Origin of the sequence: Granulicatella elegans, assembly GCF_020735385.1 — a bacterium.
In the GTDB taxonomy this organism is placed as follows: domain Bacteria; phylum Bacillota; class Bacilli; order Lactobacillales; family Aerococcaceae; genus Granulicatella; species Granulicatella elegans_B.
On the sequence record NZ_CP085953.1, the window covers coordinates 464,864 to 491,540 of the forward strand.

Annotated in this window: 22 protein-coding genes and 2 pseudogenes; 4 read left to right on the top strand and 20 right to left on the bottom strand. The window is 34.5% G+C overall.

Features of this window, described 5'->3' with window-relative positions:
* Positions 1-157: 157 nt before the first annotated feature.
* The 15 genes and pseudogenes from LK443_RS02360 to LK443_RS02430 form a co-directional block, all read right to left on the bottom strand.
* A complete protein-coding gene (locus tag LK443_RS02360) occupies positions 158-487 on the bottom strand; it encodes a DUF3847 domain-containing protein (protein ID WP_009346081.1) in 330 nt (109 codons plus the stop codon).
* A gap of 83 nt (positions 488-570) precedes the next feature.
* Positions 571-987 (bottom strand): sigma factor-like helix-turn-helix DNA-binding protein, encoded by a 417-nt coding sequence (locus LK443_RS02365; protein WP_001074477.1) that lies wholly within the window; start codon positions 985-987, stop codon positions 571-573.
* Between the two features lie 265 nt (positions 988-1,252).
* A complete protein-coding gene (locus tag LK443_RS02370) occupies positions 1,253-1,837 on the bottom strand; it encodes an MptD family putative ECF transporter S component (RefSeq protein ID WP_000791747.1) in 585 nt (194 codons plus the stop codon).
* Positions 1,838-1,847: 10 nt separating this feature from the next.
* Positions 1,848-2,552: an energy-coupling factor transporter transmembrane component T gene (locus LK443_RS02375; protein WP_025194627.1), complete on the bottom strand. Its 705-nt coding sequence runs from the start codon at positions 2,550-2,552 to the stop codon at positions 1,848-1,850.
* Between the two features lies 1 nt (position 2,553).
* Positions 2,554-4,059, bottom strand: a complete 1,506-nt coding sequence (locus LK443_RS02380; protein ID WP_000601969.1) for an ABC transporter ATP-binding protein — start codon at positions 4,057-4,059, stop codon at positions 2,554-2,556.
* Between the two features lie 2 nt (positions 4,060-4,061).
* On the bottom strand, positions 4,062-5,771 hold the full coding sequence (locus LK443_RS02385; protein ID WP_000488165.1) for an ABC transporter ATP-binding protein: 1,710 nt from the start codon (positions 5,769-5,771) through the stop codon (positions 4,062-4,064).
* Positions 5,764-7,503, bottom strand: coding sequence for an ABC transporter ATP-binding protein (locus LK443_RS02390; RefSeq protein WP_001114254.1), 1,740 nt, complete (start codon positions 7,501-7,503; stop codon positions 5,764-5,766). The genes LK443_RS02385 and LK443_RS02390 overlap by 8 nt, the downstream gene beginning before the upstream one ends.
* 103 nt (positions 7,504-7,606) lie before the next feature.
* Complete coding sequence (locus LK443_RS02395; protein ID WP_000079886.1) at positions 7,607-8,179, bottom strand: TetR/AcrR family transcriptional regulator; 573 nt, start codon at positions 8,177-8,179, stop codon at positions 7,607-7,609.
* Between the two features lie 75 nt (positions 8,180-8,254).
* Positions 8,255-10,093 (bottom strand): recombinase family protein, encoded by a 1,839-nt coding sequence (locus LK443_RS02400; RefSeq protein WP_001243446.1) that lies wholly within the window; start codon positions 10,091-10,093, stop codon positions 8,255-8,257.
* Positions 10,094-10,189: 96 nt separating this feature from the next.
* Positions 10,190-11,176 (bottom strand): annotated as a pseudogene (locus LK443_RS02405) (type IV secretory system conjugative DNA transfer family protein); the annotation flags it as partial.
* A complete protein-coding gene (locus LK443_RS02410) occupies positions 11,173-11,658 on the bottom strand; it encodes a PcfB family protein (protein WP_227931969.1) in 486 nt (161 codons plus the stop codon). The pseudogene LK443_RS02405 and the gene LK443_RS02410, both read right to left, overlap by 4 nt.
* Positions 11,655-12,506, bottom strand: a complete 852-nt coding sequence (locus LK443_RS02415; RefSeq protein ID WP_227931970.1) for an ATP-binding protein — start codon at positions 12,504-12,506, stop codon at positions 11,655-11,657. The genes LK443_RS02410 and LK443_RS02415 overlap by 4 nt, the downstream gene beginning before the upstream one ends.
* Positions 12,503-13,273: a replication initiator protein A gene (locus tag LK443_RS02420; RefSeq protein WP_019117898.1), complete on the bottom strand. Its 771-nt coding sequence runs from the start codon at positions 13,271-13,273 to the stop codon at positions 12,503-12,505. Before LK443_RS02420 ends, LK443_RS02415 begins: the two co-directional genes overlap by 4 nt.
* 89 nt (positions 13,274-13,362) lie before the next feature.
* On the bottom strand, positions 13,363-13,644 hold the full coding sequence (locus LK443_RS02425) for a CD1845 family protein (RefSeq protein ID WP_026074037.1): 282 nt from the start codon (positions 13,642-13,644) through the stop codon (positions 13,363-13,365).
* A 3-nt stretch (positions 13,645-13,647) separates the two neighbouring features.
* Entirely contained in the window at positions 13,648-13,809 is a 162-nt protein-coding gene (locus LK443_RS02430) for a hypothetical protein (protein ID WP_001843395.1), read from the bottom strand.
* A 305-nt stretch (positions 13,810-14,114) separates the two neighbouring features.
* On the opposite strand from LK443_RS02430, the gene LK443_RS02435 reads away from it, so the two are divergent.
* Positions 14,115-14,834 carry a YebC/PmpR family DNA-binding transcriptional regulator gene (locus tag LK443_RS02435; RefSeq protein ID WP_227931971.1) on the top strand — a complete coding sequence of 240 codons (720 nt, stop codon included), beginning with the start codon at positions 14,115-14,117 and terminating at the stop codon, positions 14,832-14,834.
* Positions 14,835-14,916: 82 nt separating this feature from the next.
* On the opposite strand, the pseudogene LK443_RS02440 reads toward LK443_RS02435, so the two are convergent.
* The 3 genes and pseudogenes from LK443_RS02440 to LK443_RS02455 form a co-directional block, all read right to left on the bottom strand.
* Positions 14,917-17,401: pseudogene (locus LK443_RS02440) on the bottom strand (heavy metal translocating P-type ATPase).
* A 112-nt stretch (positions 17,402-17,513) separates the two neighbouring features.
* Positions 17,514-18,755, bottom strand: coding sequence for a serine/threonine transporter SstT (gene sstT / locus LK443_RS02450; protein WP_227931974.1), 1,242 nt, complete (start codon positions 18,753-18,755; stop codon positions 17,514-17,516).
* Between the two features lie 267 nt (positions 18,756-19,022).
* Positions 19,023-20,387, bottom strand: coding sequence for a hemolysin family protein (locus LK443_RS02455; protein WP_227931975.1), 1,365 nt, complete (start codon positions 20,385-20,387; stop codon positions 19,023-19,025).
* Between the two features lie 218 nt (positions 20,388-20,605).
* Here LK443_RS02455 and cbpA point away from each other — a divergent pair, with 218 nt between their 5' ends.
* Positions 20,606-21,244 (top strand): cyclic di-AMP binding protein CbpA, encoded by a 639-nt coding sequence (gene cbpA / locus LK443_RS02460; protein ID WP_227931976.1) that lies wholly within the window; start codon positions 20,606-20,608, stop codon positions 21,242-21,244.
* Between the two features lie 409 nt (positions 21,245-21,653).
* Here the strand turns inward: cbpA and LK443_RS02465 are convergent, their stop codons facing one another.
* Both LK443_RS02465 and LK443_RS02470 read right to left on the bottom strand, forming a co-directional pair.
* Entirely contained in the window at positions 21,654-24,824 is a 3,171-nt protein-coding gene (locus LK443_RS02465; RefSeq protein ID WP_227931977.1) for an FtsX-like permease family protein, read from the bottom strand.
* 13 nt (positions 24,825-24,837) lie between these two features.
* Positions 24,838-25,539: an ABC transporter ATP-binding protein gene (locus LK443_RS02470; RefSeq protein ID WP_227931978.1), complete on the bottom strand. Its 702-nt coding sequence runs from the start codon at positions 25,537-25,539 to the stop codon at positions 24,838-24,840.
* 125 nt (positions 25,540-25,664) lie between these two features.
* Here LK443_RS02470 and LK443_RS02475 point away from each other — a divergent pair, with 125 nt between their 5' ends.
* Positions 25,665-26,213 (top strand): TetR/AcrR family transcriptional regulator, encoded by a 549-nt coding sequence (locus LK443_RS02475; RefSeq protein WP_227931979.1) that lies wholly within the window; start codon positions 25,665-25,667, stop codon positions 26,211-26,213.
* A gap of 10 nt (positions 26,214-26,223) precedes the next feature.
* Positions 26,224-26,637, top strand: a complete 414-nt coding sequence (locus tag LK443_RS02480; RefSeq protein ID WP_227931980.1) for a peptide deformylase — start codon at positions 26,224-26,226, stop codon at positions 26,635-26,637.
* Positions 26,638-26,677 lie beyond the last annotated feature (40 nt).

Here is a 26,677-nt window from a genome sequence, read left to right on the forward strand (position 1 = left end):
TCCGTATGTTTTTATTAGGTTTTGGATTTTCAAAGACTTGCTAAAATCCCTTAGTTTACTAAGGGCGCAATTATACACCCTAAAGGGTGCTTTGCGTCCTGCGGAGCTTTTTGCCCTTGCAGGGAGCTTCTGAAAAAACTAAGGTCTTTTATTTTATCTACTCTATGTCTGTTTCATCTTCCATATCTTTCCCATTTATCATTTCTTCATAGGCTTGTCTGTATTCTTCTGTGTGAGTAGAGATATTTAACAGTTTTTCTATCTCCTCATTGGTAAATATTAGAGGATTTTTAATGACCCTTTCTACTATCAATCCCCTTTGTATGAGCCTGTGATTTCTTCTTTTTCGTTCCTTTTCATTTGCCAGTTTTTCTAATTTTTTGCCTTGATTTTGTAATTGTTTCAGCTTTACATCGCACTTTTCTCTTTCTTCCTGAAGTTCAGAAATTTGTTCCTGTACTTCCTGTAATGTTTTTTCTTTCTTCATTTTTAATTCCTCCGTTTTGGTATCTGCTTGTTTCCATAAAGAAAGGTTAAGCACCTTTTTTGACACTTAACCTTTCCAAGTTTTTAGATTTTATCTTCTAAAATCTTTCTCAGTTTTTCTAAAATCCTATCCCTCCTCCCACTGATTGCTTGATGTGTAACTTTCTCTCTTCTGCTGATTGACCTTAGACTTTCTTCTTTGTAGAAGATGGCTTCCATTAGTTCTCGTTCTTCTTTTGTAAGAGTATTTAATGCTTTATGAAGTTCTTCAATTCGCATTTTTACTTCTACAATTTTTTCTAAGTCTATCTTTTCATCTATGATGTTATCTACAAAGTGTCCATCATGATCCAGTGCCGAAAATGGTATTACATTATGCTTCCAATCTTTTCTTTGGAGATACTTTTCATGCTCTGTTATCTTCCAATAGGCTTTGTAGACTTCTTCACTTACAGGTACGGCTTTGCCTTTTACATAAAGGTAATATTCTTTCTTTGCCACTTAGTCATCCTCCTTTTTAAGTTCTCTGTTTTGGTTTTGAGAATAAAAAAGGAGGACTTCTACACTTTGGCGTAAAAAGTCCTCTCGGCTTAAAAACTAATGTTTTATATAATTTTCTATTTGGTCGTTTCTGGTAAAGTATTATTGCTATGTGTAAGCAATTCCAAGAATAAAAAAGGATAATTATATCGTTCTGTGAAAACCGAAACTATAAGTTTTGACATAATTATCCCTCCATTATTTTCCCTCCTAAGTAAATTTATTATTAAATCACTCCTGCTTTTTCAAAATGCTTTTTGAGTATCTTTGTTGCAACGAATGCTCCTATGCAAGCAAGAACAAATGTTATCAAGGCAAAGCCTACTGCCCATGAAACTTTGAAATAAGATAATGCTTCATTTATTTGTGCTTCACTCATTTTCCATTTTGATGCTCTTTCCACAAAAGAAGCTGTTCCGAATAAAATCACAGGAATTACTGTCCCTAAAAAATCCGCTAATGCAAATATCCCATATCCAATAATCATTCGTCCCTTGCTCTCATAATTTCCTATAATCAAATCACATATAATTCCACCGATTACAGCAAAGACTGCATGAGGCAAATGTCCTCCTGACAATGCAATTAAACCAAGAAGCGTTCCTGATATTGTAAATACGCCCTTCTTTTTAACTTTCAAAGCCATAAGGATATAAACGGTAGCAGCTACCATAAAGCTAACTCCTGAAGCAATAAATCCTCCAATCACTGTTGTTGCCATAGCAAATGCAACCGCCATGTATATGACAATTCCAATTGCATTAAAGATTCCGATTGTAATAAAATCACGACCATTTAATTTGTTTTTCATAAAAGTCCTCCTAATAAATTTTCTGTATTACTATCACAAGAGCAATCATCAAAGCTCCTAATAGTCCAATCAACAAATCCGTTGTTCTAAACCTCAATTTTGTTAATGTAACCCTGTTCTCATCACTATCAAGTCCTCTAATGAGTGCTGAAGCTGACAGTTCATCTGAAATCTTAATCATTCTCATTAAAAGCGGAACAAGCGTATATTCAATATATTTAATTGGATGTAGCAAGGGGAAAAATCTACTTGTTACGATTCCTCGAATCTTCATATTCTCTTTTAATGCCTTGAGTTCTATTTTTATAGTTGGTACAAACCTAAGCAAAACACTAAAAGGTATACCAATGCTTCTTGGTACTTTCATTCTATTTAATGCTTCAAGCATTTCACTTACACTTGTAGTCTTTGTTATATATCCACCAAACATAGCAATTAAGGTCATCCTTGATGCAAAGTAAATAAACATATATATTGCAAATACGATACTTGCTTCACAAAACTTTCCAAGCCATAACTCTATGCAGTATAAAATCACAAAAAACAAAATAAAGCGTAATGCTCTTTTCCACATACTGCTGTATACATACAGAAAAAAGGCAAAGAGAATCAGTCCGAAAAGTAGAATTGTATCGCTTATAAAAAAGCTCGTAAATCCAACAATTGGAAGTAGAGTAAGTTTTATTCTCGGATCGACTGTTTTTCTATCCATCAAGTTATCTACCTCCTCTCATCTTGTCCAATATGAGAATTTTATTACTTTCACTCATATTCAAAACACTTTCTATTTTTCCATCTCCCATTACCCAGAGCTTACTCACTGTGTTCGCTAAAAACTCAAAATCATGACTTATCACCAAAACTGTTGTTCCATTTTTTAATTGTTCTTCAATTAATTTTGCCACTGAAAGCATTGAGTCTTTATCACAACCTGATGTTGGTTCATCATAGATAAAAACTTTTGCCTGTTTCATCATTCCACAAGCTATTGTGAGTCTTTGTTTTTCTCCTCTTGATAAAGCAAACGGATGCTTATCAATGTATTTATCTAAGCCAAGTACATTCAAAATAGACTTTGCCTTTTGAGTATTTTCTTTTTTATCTTTACTTGAAATACCAAGCAGCATTTCATCAAGTACACTTTCCGAAAACAACTGATAGTCTGAATCTTGAAAGACAAAATATGACATATCCATTAAATCTTTATGATTAAGCGAATTATCTTTCCCCGTCCATATCTTCCCCTCTTTTATCTTCTCAAGTCCTGAAATCACTCTTGCAAAGGTAGTTTTTCCGGTACCATTTAAGCCGATAAGACCAATGGCTATTCCGCACTCCATATTAAAATCAAGATGATTTAAAATGTACTGTTTTTGCTTCTTTCCATCCTTAGCTACATTCGGATAGCAAAATCTCAAGCCTTTTCCGTTTATACTTTCATCATTTAATTGATATGAGTCTTTCTTCTCACTTATCCTATATTCTTCTAATTCAAGAGTTCTTAGTCCATTCTCATCCCAAAACTCCCCTTCAAGATGAATAACTTCTTCCCGACTCAAGTCCAGTGCAATTTCTCCATCTTTCACCAAAAGAAAACGGTCAAATAAAGATTTTACATAGTACAAACGATGTTCAATTAGAACAACTGTTGTTCCTTTTTTCTTTAATTTTTCCAAAATTAAAAATAGGTCAAATGTTGCTTTCATATCCAAATTTGCTGAAGGTTCATCTAAAATTAAAACTTTCGGATTCATCGCATAGATACTTGCAATAGCTATCTTTTGTTTCTGTCCGCTTGATAATTCAAAAACAGATTTTCCTTTCAGTTCCTCAATATCCAGTTCTGCATATACTTCTTCTACTCTCTGTTTTATTTCATCTCTTGATTTGCAAATGGTTTGAAGCCCAAAAGCTATTTCTTCATCTGTCGTTGTCGTAAAAAATTGACTTCTTGGATCTTGAAATACAGTCCCTACAATATGCCCTATTTCATGAAGCGATAATTTGCTTATATCTTTTCCGGACGCAAAGGCTTCCCCTTTCATTTTGCCTTTGTAATAATGTGGAATAAGACCATTCATCACACTTCCAAGAGTACTTTTACCACTTCCACTTTTCCCTGAAATTAAAACAAATTCACCTTTTCTAATTTCAAGATTGACATTTTTTAAAGCAGTTCGTCCATCTTCCCATTCATAATAAACATTTTTTAGCAAAATCATGGTTATACCTCATACTGAGCTTTCCATAATTTTGTGTAGTAACCATTTTTTGCAAGAAGTTCGCCATGCTTTCCTTTTTCAAGTAAATTTCCTTTTTGAAATACGAGAATTTGGTCAGCTTTTTGAATTGTTTTTAAATGATGAGCCACTACAAGTACAGTTCTATTCTTTGCAAGTTCTGTAATAGCATCCTGTATCAAAGATTCGTTTACAGGATCAACATTACTTGTCATTTCATCAAGAATTAAAATCGGTGCATCTTTTAGAAAAGCTCTTGCAATAGATATTCTTTGTCTTTGTCCACCTGATAAAATTCCTCCATTTTCGCCAATATCAGTTTCATAACCTTTTGGTAAGCTCATAATGAAATCATGTATCCTTGCCTTCTTTGCAGCTTTAATGATTTCCTCTTTTGTAGCTCCTTTTTTACCTACTCTAATATTTTCTTCAATCGTGTTATCGAATAGTTGAACATTTTGCATGACAATACTGATACGATCCAAAAGCTCATCATAAGGAATATCCCTTATATCAGTTCCTCCGAGTGTAATTTTCCCTTTATGCACATCATAAAATCTTAGAAGTAAGTTTGTTATAGTAGTCTTTCCACTACCTGATTCTCCAACTAAGGCTGTCATTGTTTTTTCAGCAATAGAAAAACTCAATTTTTCCATTTTAAATTCATCTTTTTCATAGGAAAAATCTATGTTTTCAAAAGCTATATCATTATCTTTCGGAACAATTCCATTCACTTTATCCGGGATTACATCTGCATATAAAATTCTTGAAAGTCTTTCGTAACTATCTACCGCCGAAACATAGTACATATAGTGTTGTTCCATAGAAGCGAACGGCTTATAAAACTCTTTTGAAATTACCGCAAAGATAATAAAATTAAGCACATCGAGATTTCCCTTTATAACAAGTATTGCTCCTGCAATTAAAAGAACTAAATATCCAATATCCAGTAAAAAACCAAATATAGATAACTGTTTTGCCTTGAATCTTGAAGCTGCTTTACTTGTTTCTCCGAACTTTTTCGTTTTGTTCATAAGCTCATTATCTAAGCTCTTATTGTTTGAAAAACTCTTTAGTACAGGTATTCCTCTAACATATTCAACAAATAAGCTAACCATATCAAGAAGTGCTGAGTTGTTCTGATTTTCTATTTTTTCAGATTGCTTAATTGTCAGATATAGAAAGATAAGTGCAATCGGAACAGATACAGCCATAATAATAGCAAGTTTGAAATCAATACTTGCAAGACCAACAAATACGACTGCACCTATCAAAAAATCACCAAACATTCTTGACCACATGTGTCCTACAACAAGGGACATATTATCAACATCTTTGTGTAAAATTGTATTGATCTCGCCCAGTCTTTCGTTGGTATAAAATCCTAAGCTGAATTTTTTTAATTTGATAATCATGCGTTCTCTGATTTGCTGAACAATATCAAAACCTGCACTATGCTTTTTCATATCTGCAACCATATTACAAATACCTTTGAACACTACAAGTAATCCAATCGCAATAAAATATTTATATAGACTTGCTAAGCTCGTTCCATCGAATATTTGGAACAGTATAGAAAATACGATCACAATCATAGCTATGGAGCTTAGTCCATAAAGGGCAAAGAATACACTCGATATAATCAAATCTCTCTTGCCAGTTTTTGTAAGTAGTTTTAACATTTCTCTAAACATTTTCTGTTACCACCTCTTTCAAATTCCATCTATCTACCTTGTTCTGTGCTTCAACCATATCCTTATAAAAATCACATCTTTTCATCAGCTCTTCATGGCTTCCTGCATCAAGAACAACACCCTTATCCATAACAATAATTTGGTCTGAATCTCTAATCGTATTTAGATGATGAGCAATTGTAATGATGGTTTTATCCTTGCTTAAATCGTCAATTGCTTCGCCGATAAGTCTTTCATTTTCACTATCAACAGCCGCCATTGCTTCATCTAATATTAAAATCGGTGCATTTTTCAGTATCATTCTTGCTATAGAGATTCTTTGTTTTTCTCCACCGGATAACTTAACTCCCATTTCACCTACTCGTGTTTCATATCCATTTGGCAATGCTGAAATAAAATTATGGCATCTTGCTTTTTTAGCAGCTTCTATGACTTCTTCTTTTGTTGCATTTAGTTTTCCAATTGCTATATTTTCAAAAATACTTAAGTCAAAAAGGATAACTTCTTGTTGCACACTACCAATCAGCATTGAGATATTTTCTTGACTATATTCTTTTATATCTTTTCCATTTATCAGTATTTGTCCTTCATCTGCATCCCAAAATCCCATAAGCAAATTAGATACCGTACTCTTTCCACAACCGCTTGCTCCTACAAAGGCGTTCAAACTATTTTTCTTAAAATTCAAATTGATATTTTTAAGCTCAAAGCTATCTTTTCCGTATGCAAAATTCACATCTTTAAATTCTATGTTTCCAAATTCTAAACCTTGTTCTGTCTTTTTGTTTGGAAGTGGAACTGTTAATACTTTCCCTATCGCCTTTAACGCTTCCTTAAACACAATAGAAAAATGTTGCAATGTAGCTGTCTTACTTATAGAAGCAGTAAAAGCAGACGATAAAATAATGGCAAGGATAAAATTAGGCGTTGTAATATTTCCATGATAAAGAAATATGCTTCCCAAAATCATGACAATAACCACTCCAATTTCCATAAATATGTCAATGAGTCCCATTGGAATTGTAACCATCCCCATGCTCTTTTTAACCCAGTAAATATATTCTCTTGCCGTTTTTAATGTTCTTTCACTAATTTCCTCTTCTTTAGCAAAAGCCTTAATCACAGAAATATTTTTTACATATTCCATTAGCTCTTCTCTCATTCTGTTTTCATGATTGAAGTAAATCGCAAAGTTTTTATCCATTGTTTTCTGTGAAAGAACTTTTACCAAATACATGAGTGGAACTCCGGCAATCATCCCAAGAGCAAGACGCCAATCCACAAAAATCATAGCTACAAAAATAATGGTAGGCAGAAGTGTAACTGACATTATTTCAGGGAGACCATGAGCAAGATATACTTCCACTTGTTCTACATCATGTTGGACAATGTTGGTAAGCTCTCCTGTATTATGTTCTTTAAAGAATCCCAAACTTAGTTTTTTCAGATGACCGATAATATCTAACCTAAGTTCTGTTAATTTTTCGTATGCTTTCTCATGGGCAACCTTTGTTGCAAAATAATAAAACACTCCTTTTAATACAAACGATATAAAGATTCCCAAAAATATATACTTTAAATTACCTTCGTTAATATTGTTTGTAATTAAAGAACTAATCAAATATACGAGTAAGATTTGTGGTATCAAATCAAATACTATTTTTAAAGCAAGAAGTGAATTGGATAAACCGTTTTTCCCAATCACTTTTTTTCTTAATTCTTTTTCCGGCATGAACAACTCTCCTTTCAAAATTGAATAATATTGAATTTTAATTCAGTATTAAGGTTTAAAGTAAGACTTTGCTGATTACGCAAAGTCTATTTTTTTGTGCTGATTATAGGGATTCCACTCCCTTGTAATAACACCTTGCAATAAGTTTTAGCATATCTTTTGCCCACTTTTCACTTTGATAATGCCTTGCTATTTCAAGAAGTCCCTCTGTAAAGTTACTGGCTAAAATATGGGCAAGCATTGGATCATATTCCTGTTTCGATTGTCTTTTTAAACTTACTTCAATATGAACCTGCATTTGTGATATGAGTTTTTGTTTTGCTTCTGTATGCTTTGTACCTGAGCTTTTATCCATTAAAATAATTAACTTCTTACGATCTTTTAAAAGTTCATGAATATAATTTTCTCCAACCTCATCAAACCTTTCAGAAGCAGAACCTTTTTCCAAAGATTCTTCCTCATTAAAAGCTGACTCGAAGTTTATATAAACAGAACTTACTACTGCATCAAACAAAACTTCCTTATTTTTGAAATAGGTATAAATGAGTGCCACAGGAATATCTGCTTCTTTTGCAATTTCTGTTAATTTGGCACCTCTATAATCCTTTTTATAAAATACTTTTTCTGCTGCTTCGAGTATTCTATTTCTAACTTCTTCTTTTAATACTTGTGCCATAGCACACCTCTTTCTATTCCAATACTGAATATATATTTAATAATAAATCAAAATTCAATATTTGTCAAGATAGGTTTAAATATTTGTTTTTATATACTCACTCACCGGTATCCCCACTCTTTTCAAAACCTTTATTTTCTCCTGTTTCTTCTGTTCTCTCCTTGCCTTATATTTATCTTCATACTCTTTCTGTTTTCCGCTTGCTTTTCGTTTCAGGTAATTTTGATGTAGCTTGTCTTTTCTTTTCTTTATTTTTCTTTCTTCTTCCTCAAGTTTTTGTTTTTCTTCATCACTTAACTCCGCCTGTGGCAGTTCATAATTGCCTATGAAATTAAAGTAAATTTCTATCTTTTGCTTTGATGTCTGACTTCCTTTTCTATCTCTTTCATGTACGACAATCTTTTCTACAAACTCATTTATCATTGTGGTTGTAAGTTCATCAAAGTTTTCATAACGACTGATAAGAGATATAAATTTTTTAGCTCTGTCTGTTTCTTTTTCATATCTTGATACCTGCTGCTCCAAATCCTTAATTTCTTTACTTAAAGTTATCTGCTCCGTTTCATATTGGTTATTTAGTATTTCATATCTGCTATTTGGTATTTTGTTAAGGATCATATCTTCATAGATACGACACATCAGTCTTTCTAATTCCTGTAATCTTCCTTTGCTGTCAATAAGCCTTGTGCGTTTCTTTTCTATCTCTATTTTTTCCTTTTCTTCCATTTCATTTTGAATGGAACGGATAAAGGCTTCATTATCTTCATTAAGGTATTTTTTAATATCTTTTAGTGTTTCCCTAATAAGGTTTAAGACCGCTTCTGCTTTTATTCTGTGTGCTGATGGACAAAGTGTGCCACAAGGTGTTTTGGTATAGGCACTGCAAGTGTAATAGGGAATATTCTTATAATTGCTTGTTCTATGAACATACATCTTGCTCCCACAATCTGCACAATGCATTAGTCCTGTGAGTGGGTGATATTCTCCCCAACCGTCAGGATACCTTTTTACATTTCCTCTTATCCTTTGCACATTATCAAAGGTTTCTTGGTCTATGATTGGCTCGTGTGTATTTTCAAAAATAAGCCAGTTATCCTCGGATACATATTTGCTTTTCTTGTCCTTGAAGTGCTTTCTTGTTTTGAAATTGACTGTATGCCCCAAGTATTCCTGTTTCTTTAAAATGCTTGCTATTGTTGAGCTGCACCAACGATAGGGATGTTCAAAGTTTTTGCTTTGATATAGTCCATAGCCTAATTTCTGTTGATGATAGGCGGGTATATCTACTTTTTCACTCTCCAATATCTTTGCTATTCGATACGGACCATTGCCTTGCATGGTCAGGTTAAATATTCGCCTTACTATCTCTGCTGCTTTTTCATCTACTATCCATTTGTTTTTATCTTTTTCATCTTTGATATAGCCATAAGGCGGTGTGCTTGCAGTATGTTTCCCACTTTCGCCTTTTGACCTGAAAGTCGATTGTATTTTTCTTGATGTATCTCTTGCATACCATTCATTCATGATATTTCTAAAGGGAGTAAAATCATCTTCTCTGTAAAAACTATCTACATTATCATTGATAGCGATTAGTCTTACGCCCTTTTGTCTTAGTATCTCCATACATTGACCGACTTTGAGATAATCTCTGCCAAGTCTGCTCATATCTTTTACAATGATACAACCAATATTTCCTTGATTGACTCCGTTCATCATTGCCATAAATCCCGGTCTGTCAAACTGTGTTCCGCTGATTCCGTCATCTGTAAAGTGAATAATGTTTGACAGGTTATTTTTGCTTGCGTATTCTTCCAATATTTTTTTCTGATTGATGATAGAGTTACTTTCTCCTTGCAGTTCATCATCACGACTTAATCTCTCATAGAGTGCTGTTATCTTTTCAAAATTCCTCATTTTTACCCCCTTTCTCTTAATTTTTCAATAAAAAAAGAATTAAGAAGTACATATTTCACTAAAATAGTGATTAAGTGTTCTCCTTAATTCTATTACTCCAGCAGCAAGTTTATACTTTTTATATTGCTTGACTGCAAAGTGTGTAGGCTCTTTCTTTTCTAATGCTTCAAAGAGTCTGTCTATCGGATTCATATAGGTTTCATCATCTTCTCTGACTTCTGAAGCATCAATCATATCAAGCAGTGTCGCAAAGTTCTTTTCTTCTCTTGGAGCTTCATAGAAGATATATCCAATAAGAGCTGTATAGTAGAGTTTTTCGGCTTTGACCCAAAAATCTTCACCTGATTTTTCACCCTCTCCCTTTGTATTTGCAATGATTGTCTGCACTAATTTGAGTATATCTTTTTCACTTCTGAGATAGGCGAATGGATTGTACTTCATGCTCTTTTTGAAGTTGATGGTATTTAAAATTTTTATCTCATAGCCATTATCTTCAAGCATCTTGCCACACTCAATGACTATCGTTCCTTTCGGATCTGTAACACAATATGATGAGTGCATTTGCATTAGATTTGGCTTTACATAAAATCTTGTTTTTCCGGAGCCTGAACCGCCAATAACAAGTACATTTTTGTTACGAGCATACTTTGGATTAGCAGGTCTCCCATTCATGGTTAATCGCTCGGTTTGAGTAAGCAAAATATTGTTTTGGAACTTTTCATCCACATACGGCTCTATATCTTTTCTCGTTCCCCATCTTGCCGATCCATACTCTTTCCCCTGTCTGAACTTTTTTGCATTTTTGCCTTTGGTATAGACGATAAATTTAATTAAAGCTGCCACACCCACGCCCATTAAAACATCTATTGGATGAACGCTTGGAATAAAACTCATGGTATTAAGTTCTAATATTCCTTGAAAAATTTTGTCAATAATATCGCCACCCGTATATGCTCGTACATGGTGAGAAAAGATATTGCCAACATAGAAAAATGCAAGATAGGGAATATTCTGCTTTAGAAACTTTGCCTTATCCTGCACCTTAAATAAGCCTTTGATGTCTTTTAGTATTTTATCTATCATAGGCTCTGCTCCTTTTGTTTATTCTTGACTTTATCTTTAGAAACAGCGTTCTTTGCCATCTCCTTGAACTTCTCAATATTTTTATGAATGGACTCTTTTCTTTCCGTTTTCTTTTCTGATTCTGCAAGAGCGTATTTAAAGGCTTTATCCATTACTTTCATGTCTTTTGCCTGAAAGAATACGGAGTATTTCCCGCTTTCTTTATCTTTCATCACAGAAAACTTTACCCCATACCTATTCAGTTCCTTTTTCAGTTCTTTCAGCTCTGTTTCTTCTACCGGAATTTCTTCAAGCTGTCCCTTTTTTACCATATCTTTTAACTTTACTTCATTTCCTTTGCTACTAACGAGCTTTTCCAGTCCTCCAAGTTTTTCAGCCTCTTTCATCAGTTTCTTTAATAAGTTAAGAAGCAGCTTCCCCGTTACTTTGGCAGCTTTCACTTCCATGTTCAGCGTTTTTCTTGCGATTTCTTCATTGATCAAGTTCTCTCACCTCCTGTCAGCAGTCTTTCTTTATTCCTCTTTAATTTTTCTTCCTGAATAACTTTCCTGTAATCTTCTCCAAGTACCATCACAGGAATACACATCTCGATAATCCTTGAGTAAATTCTTTGGTATTCCACGCTCTCTGTACAGTTTCCAATTTGGCTGTATGAAAGATTTGTGGTAAAGATTGTTGGCTTATGCTTTAAGTACCTGTTATTCACAATGTTATATACCTGCTCTTTTGCATAGCTTGTATCTCTTTCAATTCCTAAATCATCTAAGATGAGAACGGAAGTGTTTACAAGGGATTCGATATATGCGTTTTTATCAAGGTCAAATCCTCCTTTTTGCAGTTCATTAATTATCTGAGCAAAGTTTCTAATCTTTACGCTTATCTGATGCTGTTCAATCAGAGCATTGGCAATAGAGCAGGCAAGATAGGTCTTTCCGCTTCCAACAGAGCCATAAAACAGGAGTCCGATATTTTCTTTTCTCATCAGCTCATAGTCTTTTACAAAATTCTTTGCGATGATAAGGCTTTGATTTTCTTTTCCCTGATAGTTTTCAAAGGTATATGCCCACTGAATCATGGATGTGAAACAGATACTTTTTAATCTCTCGATTTCAAGCTGCTTTTGTCTTTCTTTTTCTTTTGCTTCTCTATCTCTATCGCATTTACAAGCTGTCTTAAATATCATCTGCTTTCCGAAAAATTCTAATGCTTTTCCATCTTTTCTTTCATGGCACACTTTACAGTAAGCATGTCCGTCTTTGATGTATTCTTTTTCAGGATCAAAGCTGTATTCCACATCTTCTATCATCACTTTTTCTAATTCTTTAATCATAAATGTACTCCTTTGTTATATTCCTCCCATGTAGGAATATTGGTTTTTTTCTTACTTCCCTGATCTTTATAAAACCAAGAAAGAATTGTTGCTTTATGGTCTTTATATGTCTTTCCGGTACTTTGAAGATAGGTTGATAATCTCTCAATGTAGTTATCAAGCTCTCCTGCCATTTTTATTTGTAATTCGCCTATATCCTCATTCTTTAAAAAAACATTTTGAAATGTTCCAAGTCCGTTTTCCCCAAAACTATATTCTCTCTTACTATACTTACTCTTATTATTCTCTATATAGTTAGAGTCAACATTTTGAACTTCCTGAAGTTCATTTTCTTTACTTCTGAGGTTAAAATCTTTTACTTCTGAAGTTAAGTTTTTTGACTTCTGAAAGTCATTTTCTTTTACCGCTATTATGCTCATAAAATCTTTAACATAAATGACATTCGGCTTACCAAGTCCAAGCCTTACTCTTTCAATCAGTCCTATTCCTTTTTTGCTGTCTAACTCGTCCAATATTTTTATGGCAGTAGGCTTTGAGATATTTCTTCTTCTCATAATTTCTTCAACAGTAAAATAGATAAATACTCTGCCTTCCTTGTCCACCCAGTTATTCTTAAAGGACATTCCTGTGCGTTTCAAAAGCATGGAGTATAGGATAATGGCTTCAGCAGACAGTCCCTTAAATTCTTCTCCGTCTACCAATATTTCAGGCACTTTTAGAAAGTTAAATCTTTCCGCTTCTCTGTTATAGAAATAGTCAAAGTCCATGCAGGATCACCTCCCTCCTTAAACATTTGCAAAGAAAAAGACGATAGTTTTTTCTCTATCGCCTTTGGTAACCATTTTTATGAAATTTTTTAGATTGATTTTATTGCTTCATTGATACCTTGTAAAAAAGCTATAACTGCTGCTCCAACCATCGGTATTCCGTATGGACTTAACAGGAATCCTAATATCAATGCTTCTATTCCGATGGTAACTTCTTTTTGCAGAAAAGAGGCAATTGCTCCAAATATGCAAAACATCATCAGCAAATATAGTAGGGCTGTTCCAATACCAAGTAGAAATGTCAGAAATGCTGTGAGGATACTTAACACCAAGCTAATTGGAAACAAGATTATTTTTATTATCCATCTCATCATTTAGTAGTCCTCACTTTCTAAAGCATTCTTTGTATCTCCACACACCATATCAATGCAAACATTCACATCAATATAATTTTTTAAGACTTTTTTTCGTCCTCCCTCTCCGTCTTCTACAAATACATAATGCTTGTAAAACTGCTTAAAATGCAATATTTTCACGATTTCACTCTTTGTATCAACGCTATGCACTCTACATGCTGCGTTACATGAATCATTTCTAACGCTACTCCTTCTTGTTCTGCGACTTCTTCTACTCGTGGCTATAATGCATGACACCCCCCACAAGTTTCGCTTCCTAAATAGATTACTTGAATAGTTTTCATATACTCACCTTCCTTATAGTGTAACATTTTCAGAAAAATTTCTTGTAAAATGCATTTCTGAATAGAAAATACTTAACAAACCTAGCTTCCATCTGTATAATGAAGAATGTCTTATAGATATTTTAGAAAGTGAGTGAGAAAATGGGACGTAAATGGGCTAACATCGTAGAAAAGAAAACTAAACTCGATGCTAACAACAGTAAAATTTATGCAAAATTCGGAATTGAGATCTATGTAGCAGCAAAACAAGGTGAACCAGATCCACATTCTAACCAAAAGTTAAAATTCGTAATTGACCGTGCGAAAACGTATAATGTACCTCGTCATATTATCGAACGTGCAATTGAAAAAGCTAAAGGTGGCGGCGATGGTGATTACCAAGAATTACGTTATGAAGGATTCGGTCCTAACGGCTCTATGATTATCGTAGACGCACTAACAAATAACGTAAACCGTACTGCTGCAGACGTTCGTGCTGCTTATAGCAAAAACGGTGGAAACATGGGTGCACCAGGTTCTGTAACTTATTTATTCGACCATACAGCAATCTTCGGTATCGCAAACAAAGATGCAGACGAATTATTAGAACAATTAATGGAAGCAGAAGTAGACGTTCGTGACGTTGTACAAGAAGACAACCAAGCAATTGTTTATGCGGAACCAAACGACTTCAACACAGTTCGTACAGCATTAGAAGGATTAGGCATTTCTGAATTCACAGTATCTGAAATCGAAATGATTCCTCAATCAGAAGTAACATTAACAGGCGATGATTTACGTTTATTTGAACGTATGATTAACGCTTTAGAAGATAATGAAGACGTTCAAAAAGTTTACCACAACGTAAACTTAGAAGACTAAGCATTATTGATTTTTTCAAAATAAAACAAAAGTCTGTCCTAGGAGATGTTCTCCTGCGACAGACTTTTTTCTCGTGTTCTATTTACTTTTCCAATTTTAACAATTTATGATTCAATCGTAACGCGTTTAGCACCACTGATACGGAACTAAAACTCATCGCAGCGCCTGCAATCATCGGACTTAATAATGGGCCTCCAAAGAAATGTAAGACGCCCATTGCTACTGGAATTCCAATCACATTATAAATAAATGCCCAGAATAAGTTTTCTTTAATCGTCATCATTGTCATTTTACTTAATTGAATCGTTTTCGGCACTAATCTTAAATCATCTTGCATCATCACCATATCGGCAGTTTCAATGGCAACATCTACTCCAGATCCAATCGCAATTCCGACTGTTGCTTTGGCAAGCGCAGGTGCATCATTAATGCCATCTCCTACCATGGCTACTTGATAACCTTCGTCTAATAATTGTTGGACAACACTTGCTTTTTCATTCGGTAATACTTGGCTATATACCGTCTCAATTCCTACTTCATTCGCAATCGCTTTTGCTGTTTTTTCATGATCTCCTGTGACCATTCTAACTTGAAGTCCTAACGCTTTCATTTGTTGGATTGCTTCTTTACTCGTTGCTTTAATCGTATCCGCAACTACAATAATTCCGGCTACTTGTTTTTGAATGACTACGAACATCGCTGTTTGTCCCCGAGAAGCGACTATATCAATCACAGCATTACATTCATCTACCACAATTCCTTGATTTTGTAATAATAAATGATTTCCTAATAGCACTTCTTTTCCATCTACAATTCCTTGAATTCCCATGCCAGAAATAGATTGGAATCGTTCAATTGATAAAATATCACATTCTTGTTTTTCAGCTTCTTCCACGATGGCTTTTCCTAATGGATGTTCAGAATGTTTTTCAATCGATGCTGCTATTTTTAGTACTTCTTCTTTTGAATAATCATCGAATACTTGAATATCAACAACTTTAGGTTTACCGTTTGTAATCGTTCCTGTTTTATCGAGTAAAACAACTCCTACATGTCCCGCTTCTTCTAAAGCTGCACTACTTTTAATTAAAATTCCTCTTTTAGCACCGAATCCTGTTCCTACCATAATGGCAGTTGGAGTCGCTAATCCTAAGGCACATGGGCAAGCAATCACTAACACAGAAATCATCACGGTTACGACAAATTCAAACGATTCGCCACCAATCAATCCCCAATATAGACCTGCTAATAGAGACAATCCCATTACGATTGGAACAAAAATTCCGGCTACACGGTCTGCAATAGCAGCAATTGGAGCTTTAGATCCTTGCGCTTCTTCTACTAAACGGATAATTTGAGATAAGGTCGTATCTTTCCCAACTTGGCTCACTTCTACTTGGAATGAACCAGTTGTATTCAACGTAGCTCCAACCACTTTACTTCCTTCTTTTTTGAAGACTGGTATACTTTCGCCTGTAATCATGGACTCATCAACAAAGCTTTCTCCAGATAGAATGATACCATCAACAGGAATTTTTTCTCCTGGTCGAACGAAAACTACTTCTCCAACTTGTAATTCCTCTACAGGAACTTCTACTTCTTTTCCATCACGAATCACTGTTGCCACTTTTGGAGATAAAGCAACTAACGATTGAATGGCCTGAGAAGTTCTTCCTTTTGTTACAGTTTCAAAATATTTTCCTACTGTAATAAACGCTAAAATCACTGCTGCAGATTCTACATAGAGATGCATCACATAATGATACTCTCCAGCTAAAATACGAATCGTATTCCATACACTATATAAAATCGCAGCACTCGTTCCCATTGCGACTAATGAATCCATATTCGGATGCTTTCTAATCAATGCTTTAAATCCATTCACAAAATAACTACGACCCACCCATAAAATAGGAGTTACTAAAATGAATTGTGTTACAGAAAATACAATTGGATGCTCCATTGACTGTATGATTTGTGGAAGAGGAAATCCAATCATTTCTCCCATCGCAATATAAAGTAATACAATGGCAAACACACCTGATACCCACGCTCTTACTTTCAGCGACTGTAATTGTTTTTCTTTTTTTATGGCTGTTTTTTTTAACATATCATCTTCATCTTTGATTAAAATAGCCTGATATCCAGCTAGAGAAACAGTTTCAATAATTTTTTTTACATCTGCTTCCTTTGAATTGAATTGCACCATCATTTTTTCGGTCGCTAAATTCACATTTGCTTCCTTAACTCCTGGAAGATCTTGAACAACCTTTTCAATCGTACTTGCACATCCCGCACAATGCAATCCTTCTAGTGCAAATTCTTCTTTCTTCATTACTAACAACACCTTCTTACCACTATACTATCTCAGCTTGATATCCTGCTTTTGATACAGCTTCAATAATTCTTTTTTCATCCACTTTAGCTTGTAGAAATTGTACAGTTAGTTTTTTAGCTTCGAAATCAATACTTGCTTTTTCAACACCTTCAACAGCACTCGCTGCATTTTCAACAGCTTTCGCACAACCTGAACATTTTAATCCTTCTACTTTAAATTCTTTTATCATTAAAAAACCGCCTTTCTTAAATTTACATTTGTAAACTTTATAAATTGATTATACCTCTTTTTGAAAAAAAGTCAAAAGAAAAAGGAAGACCAAAAAGTCTTCCATAGAAATGTTATTCTGCTAATTCAGGACTAATGTTAATTACTCGCCCTTCTTTTTTCCATTGACGGAATTCTGCTGCTGCTGTGAATAAAACGTCTGTTGATGAATTTAAGGCAGTTTCACAAGAATCTTGTAATACCCCAATAATAAATCCAACTCCAACAACTTGCATCGCAATATCATTTGAAATTCCGAATAAACTACATGCAACAGGAATTAATAATAATGATCCACCAGTTACACCAGAAGCACCACATGCTGCTACTGTTGATAATACACTTAGCACTAACGCTGTTAAGAAGTCTACTTGAATTCCTAAAGTATTTACAGCAGCTAATGATAATACTGTAATTGTAATTGCTGCACCCGCCATATTAATGGTTGCCCCTAAAGGAATTGATACTGAATAGCTATCTTCATCTAATCCTAAATCTCTACATAACTCCATGTTTACTGGAATATTCGCTGCTGAACTACGAGTGAAGAATGCTGTAATTCCACTATCTTTCAAGCAACGGAATACTAATGGATATGGGTTTTCTTTAATCATAAAGAATACAATAATTGGATTCATAATTAAAGCTACAAAGAACATACTTCCAAGTAGCACTAAAATTAGCTCACCATAATTCGCAAATGCCTCTACTCCATTTTCTGAAACAGTTGTATAAACTAAGCCCATAATCCCAAATGGTGCAAAACTAATGACTACTTTAACAACATGACTTGTTGCTTCTGCAATTTGATGTAAAAATGATTTCGTTGCTTCATCAGCTTTACGGAATGCAAGTCCAAATACAACTGCCCATGATAAAATACCAATATAGTTTCCGCTCATTAAAGCATTCACTGGATTATCTACGATTTTTAAAATTAAGGTTTGTAATACAGAAGCAATTCCTTCTGGTGCTGCAATTTCTGATACAGTGTCCGTTAATGTTAATGTAATTGGATACGCAAAGCTAGCGATAACTCCAACTAATGCTGCTGCAAAACTTCCTAATAAATATATAATCACAATTGATTTCATATTTGTTTCGTGTCCTTCTTTATGTTGCGCTAACGCGCTTAAAACAATAAAGAATACTAATAATGGTGCGATTGCTTTTAACGCACTTACAAATACTGTTCCGATAGTTCCTACTGCTACTGCTTGAGGAACAAAAATTCCTAATAAAATACCGATAATCATACCAATGACAATTCGGTTAATCAAACTTAATTGATTCCAAAAAATTAATACTTGTTTCATCTCATTTCCCCTATTCTCTTCATATAGCGACAATCATACACAAACGAACCTTATTTTGTCAATAAAAATCCACATATCAGATACATTTGTACTTAAATCAAAAACACTTCTTTTTCACTGCTTTTGAGAGGAAGAAAATGTATTTTTATATGATATGATTTATCTACGCCATTTTTGACATTTTGGCATAGATAAATAAACTTTGGCGAGATTAGCCTCTATAAACACAAAAAACTATCGAGCCCATTGACCCGATAGTTACTATCATTATTCTTCTGTTTCTTCTTCGTTTTCTTCTTGTTCGTACGCTTCTACTTCTTCTGGAGTTAGTAAGTGTACATGAATACGACGAATTCTTCCATTTTCTACTAAAGTTGGTTTTAATAGAACATTTTCTTGACGAACTTCCACCACTTCATCATCTTCTGGGAAATATCCTAATTCTTCTAAAATAATTCCCGCCATTGTATCCACTTCATCTGAATCAATCGTTGTTTGGAACGTTTGATTGAATTTTTCCAATGTCATTCCCGCATCAATTAAGAAATTCTTCTCATCAATTTCACGATAACTCATTTCTTCCACATCATACTCATCTTCAATTTCTCCGACAATTTCTTCAATTAAGTCTTCCAATGTCACGACGCCCTCGACTCCACCATATTCATCTTTTAAAATCGCCATATGTTGACGTGTTTTTCTAAATTCGACTAATAAATCATCTACGAAAATCGTTGAAGGTACAAATAATGGCTGATGCGCTAAATCCATTAATTGAATTTGATCAAATCCTTGTTCTTTTGCTGCTCTTAAAACGTCTTTAGAATGTAAAACTCCAATGACATTGTCTTTATCTTCTTCATAAATTGGAAAACGTGAATAAGAACTACTTAAAATGATTTCGATATTTTCTGCTAAATCATCTTCCACATCAAGCATTAATGTGTCCGTTCTTGGTACCATCACTTCTCTAGCTAGTTTTGAATCAAGAGATAAGACTCCTTGAAGCATTGTAAATTCTTCTTTATCAATCGCTCCATCATTGCGACTATTCGCTAGAAGAGATTTCATTTCACTACGCGTTAATTTTTCTTGTTCATTATTAAATTCAATCGGCGTCATTCGTTTTAATAAACCAGTTGAAACAGTTAAAATCCATACAAATGGTTTAGATATCTTTTGGACAAATAAAATAATTCCTGCCGTATGTAAGGTAATCGGCTCTGCTAATTGTAAGGCAACTTGTTTTGGATATAATTCCCCAAACACCAATGTTAAATAAGATAAGATTACGGTCACAATTAGTATTGCTAGCGTTTCTGCACCCGGTACATTCTCCAATAACGGTTGAATACGAGAAGCAAAACTTGTTGCTGCAGAAGCACTTGAGAAGAATCCTGCTAAAGTAATCGCAACTTGAATCGTTGCTAAAAATTCATCCGAACTTTCTAACAAACGCATCACTCGTTGTGCCTTTTTATCTCCTTCACTCGCTTTTTGACTCATCTTTCCTTGATTGACCGATACAAAAGCAATCTCAGCCGCTGCAAAAAATGCATTGATGGCAGTTAATAGTACAATAATTAAAATCTGGATTCCCAGCGAACTCCCATCAGAATCTGCTGTCATCATTCAGTTATCCCCTTTACTTTGTTAAATTTTTAAAAATATACAAATATCATACTCACTTTTGTGTAAAAATGCAAGATATGTCCATTATATAGAGATTTTTGCCCCCTATTTTAATAAATTTCTCGTTACTTTTTAATCAAAAAGTGGTATTATCAATAATGAAAACGTGTCTATATTTTACAAAACACGAAAATTAATTTCAAGAAAGGGGCATGTCTATGCTATTAAAATCACTTGTTATTCCTAAAAAGAGTTTAACGGTTGTTAAAGAATCTTGTACTCTTGAAGAAGCCATTGTTATTTTAGAAAACTCTGGATATCGTTGCGTTCCAGTTTTAGATGAAACAGAAACTTTCTTCCGTGGAAATATTTATAAAATGCACATTTATCGTCATAAAGCAAACGGGGGCGATATGAGTTTACCAGTTACTCATCTAATTAAAAATACTACGAAATTTATCAATATTACGAGTTCGTTCTTCAAAGTATTCTTTACGATTAAGGAATTACCTTATATTGCTGTATTAGATGATTCGCAACGTTTTTATGGCATTTTAACGCATAGTAGTTTATTAAATATGCTTCAAGAGTCTTGGAGTGTGAATAACGGTTCTTATGTTTTAACGATTATTTCTGCTGGTGAAAAGGGATCATTAGCTCAAATTTCTAAGATTATTAATCAATATGCTTCAATTGCCAATGTTATGACATTAGATACAGAGAAAGATCGTACACTTCGTCGTTTGTTAATTACGCTTCCAGAAGGAGTTTCAAACGAAACATTGAATCAAATTATTGCAGCTCTAGAGAAAAAAGACTTCTCAATTGCTGAAGTGGAAGATTTGAACGATTACTAGACAATTAGACAAAAATAAAAACAGAAAAAATCTGCGCTATAGTAGCTAGGGACGCTAGTAGCCTCGCTTTGCGAGTCTCTTAGCTAAAAATCGAGCCTTGGTCTCGATTTTTCCCGTACTATAAGCCTCCGTGGCTTATAGTACTAAAGCTACATGCTCCGATTTTTTCTGTTTTTATTTTTTGTATACCTGTTACTCTTTTCATGCAAGAGTTAAAATATTAAGAACAAAACATAATACTAGCTATGCTTATAGTAGAATTCATTGCAAACGCAAGAAAAGTAATTCAACGTAAATACATAAATAAAGCAGAAAAAGATGGAGCTTTTTAGCCATGAGATTCGCAAAGCGAAGCTGCTGGCGTCCTTAGCTACCAAAACGTAATCTTTTTCTGCTTTATTTTTTCGTATTAATCAACAGACTTCAATGCTTCTAACATATCCACCTTTTTCAACATATGGTTCACTAATATTCCTAGCACTACTAAAATCAAAACGATAAAAATGCACGGCCAAATATAAACATCCAACCCAACTTGCGGATTGAACCGCACAAACGCAGGCGCCGCCGCTTCAATAATCACACGGTGCAATACTTTCCCCAACAATAGCCCCACTCCTATTCCAATCAAAGAAAGAACCATCGTTTCACGATAAATGTACAATGTCACCTCTCGATTCAAAAAGCCTAACACCTTAATGGTCGACAATTCTCGAATCCGTTCTGCCACATTAATCATTGTTAAATTATATAAAATAACAATAGCTAACAGAACCGACACAATTGTTAATAAAATCATCACTCGACTCAATGAACCAACAATCGTTTCAATTCGATGAATCATAGAAGTATTTTGTACAACTGCTTTTACTCCATCTTGGGCTAATAATTGAGCAGACATCTTACGAACACTATCCGCATCTTTTTCTTTAAAGCTAACAAAAGTTGCGTTTTTTGCCGGTGTTTCTTGTGCCAGTGTTTCATAAACCGTTGGCGACATGACCATAAAATGTCCCGCATACATTTCAACAATGCCTGACACAACTATGTCTCTTGTAACGCCATCTTTAATCGGCAAACGAACCGTTTCCCCTTCGTGAACATTCAATAACTGCGCTAATTTTTCCGATAAAAACACTCCATCATTTGAAAGTGTCTTTACTTGCTTCGTTTTCGCATCATACAACTGTAAATAACGACTTAGCTCTGCCTCTTCCCCTACTAATACTGTCACTGATTGTTCTTCATGTACGCCAGCAATTTTAGTGGCAATCGTTTCACTATGTACATCACTATAATGCTCGATTTCTTTTGTTGCTAATAATTGGTTCAAGGCTTCTTGTTCTTTTCCTGTCATCACAGCTTCTTTGATGATAATGGCATCATACGTAATAATTTCCCCAAATTGACGTTGAGCAATGCCTGATAAGGAAGATAAAATTCCTCTTCCAGCAAATAATAAGGCGACCGAACCCGCTACTCCAAATATCGTCATCAACATTCGTTGTTTATAGCGGAAAATATTTCGTGCCGTTACTTTTTGAGTGAAACTAAATCTCTTCCAAATAAACGGTATATACTCCAACAAAATTTTAGAACCCACACTCGGAGCTTTTGGCAATAATAAACTTGCCGAACTTTCTTTTAATTCTCGATACGCAATCCATACAGGTGGAATCACACTACACCCAATTGAACAGAGTAAGGCTATAATCGTAATTCGCAAATTAAACAATAGCGAAATCGAAGGAAGAATCGTTTCTTTTAATAAAGTAACGCCTAATATACTTGGTAAAAAGTAAGTCCCTAATCCAATTCCTAGGATTGTTCCAATTATCCCCGCACTAAATCCATAAAAGGCAAATTTTTTCATCACATCAAATGTACTATAACCTAGCGCTTTTAAAATGCCGGCATTCATTCGTTCTTCATTCACAAAACGAGTCATCGTTGTCACTGTTACAAGGGCTGCTACAGCATATAACACAACTGGAAATAAATTCGCTACAGAAATAATTCCATCTGCGGTAGACTTCATATTTAAATAGCCTTCACTTCCTAGCATAGTCGAGCGCGTATAAACAGAATATCGAGGGTTCGTTAGTTTAGCCGATTTGACTTTTGCATCTTCTAAATCCGTCTCAGCTTGACTAATTTTTTCTTGAGCTTTTTCTTTTTCATCTGTATATTGTTCTTGTTTTTCTTGGATTTCTTGTTTTGCCTTTGATAAAGCTTCTTCACCAACTGAGACTTTTCTTTTGCCTTCTGCTAATACTCTTTGCCCAGCATCTAGCGTATTTTGCTTAGCCTGAACGGTTGCTAATCCCTCTTGGTATTGTTTCAAGCCCTCTTGATAACTAGACCATCCGCTCTCATATTGCTTCATGCCTTGTTCATAAGCGGTAATCCCAGCTTCTAATTCTTGTTTTTGTTGAAGGATTTTTTCTTGCATAGCAGATAATGATGTTTGAGGAAGTCCTTTTTCTTTTTGAGCTTCTAATTGTTGCTCTGCTTCCGCTACTTTCTTTCTTCCTTCTTGTAAGACACTATTTTGTTGATCTAACATCTGTTTAGAACTTTCTAACTGTACTCGATTAGCTTCAAGTAATTCAAACTGACTTTGTAAGTTTTGTTTTGCTTGTTGAATTTCTTGATTTCCTCTATTTAGCGAGTCCTGATTTTGTGCGAGTTCTTTTTGACTTTGAACTAATTTATCTTCTTGATTAGCTAATTGTTGTTTCCCATCTTCTAGCTTCGTTTTTCCCTCTTCTAATTGATTTTTAGCTTGAGAAATTTGTTCTTCTCCATCTTGGATTTTTCCATCTGCTTCCTCTTTTAAATCATTCAGCCTTACGGTTCCATTATCGGATAATGTTTCTTCGATAGATTGTTGAATCCCAACAACTTCATCTAAGTATTCCCTACTAAATGTTTTCAAACTGCGTAAATTTGGATACCGTAAACGAGCAATCGTATAAACAGAACTATCAAAACTTTCTTGTGGAACAATGGCAAATCCTGATAAGTCACCACTGCCTGCAGTCGAGACACCTTTACTATTTTTCGATAAAATTTCACTCGAATGAGCAAATCCCACAATTTTAAACTCGTGTTGTTTTAATAATGACGGTGCCTTTACTTCATTTAAACGGACAGAATCCCCAATTTGATAATTTTTCGACAACTGTTCATCTAATACCACCTCATCAAGATTACTAGGATAAGATCCCCTCACTAATTCCACTTCCGATTGCTGAGCAGTCTTCGAAAATACTCGAATCGCTTGCGGGCTGTCCGCTATTACCGTATCCACAAAATATCCAAATTCAACTTCGGCATTTTCTTCTTGTAATTCTTCTTGATCTTTTGGACTTAGTCCATAATCCGCCAATACAAAAATATCCGCTGTATGATACTTCTCCAAATATTGATGAACCGTCTCTTGAATATCCGGACCCGAAACTTTTAATCCCACTAATGCAAATGAACCAAGCATCATTAAACATAAGATGGATAAAAATCTTCCCTTCGATTCCTTCAATGAAGAAAGAATCGCTTTATTCAATATTTTTTTCTTCACGATTCTTCTCCTTTCAATATTCCAATTCCTCAATCGCTTGCGGAGATTCATTCAGTACAATACTTTTCACCCTAGCATCATGCATATGAATCACACGATTCGCTAATGGTGCTAGTGCCGTATTATGCGTGACGATAATAACGGTCGCTCCATAATCTCTTGACATTTCTTGTAAAATCTTCAATACTTGCTTGCCTGTTTGATAATCTAATGCCCCTGTAGGCTCATCACAGAGTAAAATCTTCGGCTTTTTCGCAATTGCTCTAGCAATCGATACCCTTTGTTGTTCTCCACCCGATAATTGTGCAGGAAAATTATGAAGGCGATGCCCTAATCCTACAGCTTTCAATGCTTCTTCTGCGTCCCAAGCATCCTTCACAATTTCAGCGGCTAATTCTACATTTTCTTTTGCTGTTAAATTTGGCACTAAATTATAAAATTGAAAAACAAATCCTACATCATCCCTACGATAATACGTTAATTGCGTTTCATCAAAGTTTGAAATATTGACACCATCAATCCATACTTCGCCCTCATCATTTGTATCCATTCCCCCTAAAATATTTAAGACGGTGGATTTTCCTGCTCCAGATGCTCCAAGAATTATAACGAATTCACCTTTTTCAATATCGAAATTCACATCATGATTGGCAATTATTTCCGTTTCTCCTACTTGATATCGTTTAAAACTATTTTTTACTTGTATATATGTCATCACTTTTCCCTCTACTTATTAAATAAACAACGTGTTGATTATTGTTTAGATTTACTATATAATAGCGCTAAAGAAAATTCAATGCGCAATTACAAGCCGTGTGTTGATTTAAGAAGGATGAAACAATGGAAGTTCAAAAACGACAAACTCAAACGAAAGACATTTTAAAAACAGCCTTAATTCAACTTCTTCAAACAAAGGATTTTGAAGCCATTACAGTTAGTGACATTTCTCGCACTGCAGGCGTGAATCGAGGAACTTTTTATTTACATTATGTAGATAAATTCGATATGATGAATCAGTTAGAAGAAGAAATTTTGCATCATATTTTAACGATTTTGCATCATCATTCTATTACTCAAAAACAAGAAGCCTATCCGGCAGTCGTTCAAATTTTCGAATATTTAAAAGAAGAATTTGAATTTATACACGCAATCGCTACGAGCCGTTTCACGTATACGAACCAACTCGTTCGGAAGTTTCTAATGGAACTAATGGAAAAAATGGACTCAATTAAGCAAAATTTAAAACAAGAACTACCCATTCCAGAAGACTATGCTAGAGAAGTGTTCATTTATAGCAATAGCGCGATTATTTTCCACTGGATTTTAAAAGGGGGAGTAGAATCCCCTGAAGAAATTACGAAAATATTTCTTGGAATGTGCCAAGAATAAAGGAGAACCTATGAAAAAAGAAATTATTAAAGACCCATTTTTCTTATCACAAAAAGCAACCCCTGCTAATCCTATTACGGATAAACAAGTTATTATTGACTTACAAGATACTTTACGTGCCAATCGTGACCGTTGTGTCGGCTTGGCTGCGAATATGATTGGAAGTCATAAAGCCATTATTATTGTTGCTGCTGGTCCATTTGATATCGTGATGGTAAATCCAGTTATGACTAAAAAATCTCAACCCTATCAAACAGAAGAAGGTTGCCTCTCTCATACAGGAATGAAGGGGACTATTCGCTATCAAAAAATCGAAGTTCGCTATCAAGATGCTATGGGGAAACCTCATACAGGGACATTTACAGAGTTTACTGCTCAAGTCATTCAACATGAGATAGATCATTTACAAGGAATTTTAATTTAATCTTTCGAAACCAAACATAAAACGAGCATCTCCTAAATGA

Coding starts and splice junctions, on each gene's coding strand:
- LK443_RS02360 (WP_009346081.1), bottom strand. CDS start 487: ATGAAGAAAGAAAAAACATTACAGGAAGTACAGGAACAAATTTCTGAA.
- LK443_RS02370 (WP_000791747.1), bottom strand. CDS start 1,837: ATGAAAAACAAATTAAATGGTCGTGATTTTATTACAATCGGAATCTTT.
- LK443_RS02380 (WP_000601969.1), bottom strand. CDS start 4,059: ATGATTTTGCTAAAAAATGTTTATTATGAATGGGAAGATGGACGAACT.
- LK443_RS02385 (WP_000488165.1), bottom strand. CDS start 5,771: ATGTTTAGAGAAATGTTAAAACTACTTACAAAAACTGGCAAGAGAGAT.
- LK443_RS02390 (WP_001114254.1), bottom strand. CDS start 7,503: ATGCCGGAAAAAGAATTAAGAAAAAAAGTGATTGGGAAAAACGGTTTA.
- LK443_RS02395 (WP_000079886.1), bottom strand. CDS start 8,179: ATGGCACAAGTATTAAAAGAAGAAGTTAGAAATAGAATACTCGAAGCA.
- LK443_RS02400 (WP_001243446.1), bottom strand. CDS start 10,093: ATGAGGAATTTTGAAAAGATAACAGCACTCTATGAGAGATTAAGTCGT.
- LK443_RS02415 (WP_227931970.1), bottom strand. CDS start 12,506: ATGATTAAAGAATTAGAAAAAGTGATGATAGAAGATGTGGAATACAGC.
- LK443_RS02420 (WP_019117898.1), bottom strand. CDS start 13,273: ATGGACTTTGACTATTTCTATAACAGAGAAGCGGAAAGATTTAACTTT.
- LK443_RS02425 (WP_026074037.1), bottom strand. CDS start 13,644: ATGAGATGGATAATAAAAATAATCTTGTTTCCAATTAGCTTGGTGTTA.
- LK443_RS02435 (WP_227931971.1), top strand. CDS start 14,115: ATGGGACGTAAATGGGCTAACATCGTAGAAAAGAAAACTAAACTCGAT.
- sstT (WP_227931974.1), bottom strand. CDS start 18,755: ATGAAACAAGTATTAATTTTTTGGAATCAATTAAGTTTGATTAACCGA.
- LK443_RS02455 (WP_227931975.1), bottom strand. CDS start 20,387: ATGATGACAGCAGATTCTGATGGGAGTTCGCTGGGAATCCAGATTTTA.
- cbpA (WP_227931976.1), top strand. CDS start 20,606: ATGCTATTAAAATCACTTGTTATTCCTAAAAAGAGTTTAACGGTTGTT.
- LK443_RS02470 (WP_227931978.1), bottom strand. CDS start 25,539: ATGACATATATACAAGTAAAAAATAGTTTTAAACGATATCAAGTAGGA.
- LK443_RS02475 (WP_227931979.1), top strand. CDS start 25,665: ATGGAAGTTCAAAAACGACAAACTCAAACGAAAGACATTTTAAAAACA.
- LK443_RS02480 (WP_227931980.1), top strand. CDS start 26,224: ATGAAAAAAGAAATTATTAAAGACCCATTTTTCTTATCACAAAAAGCA.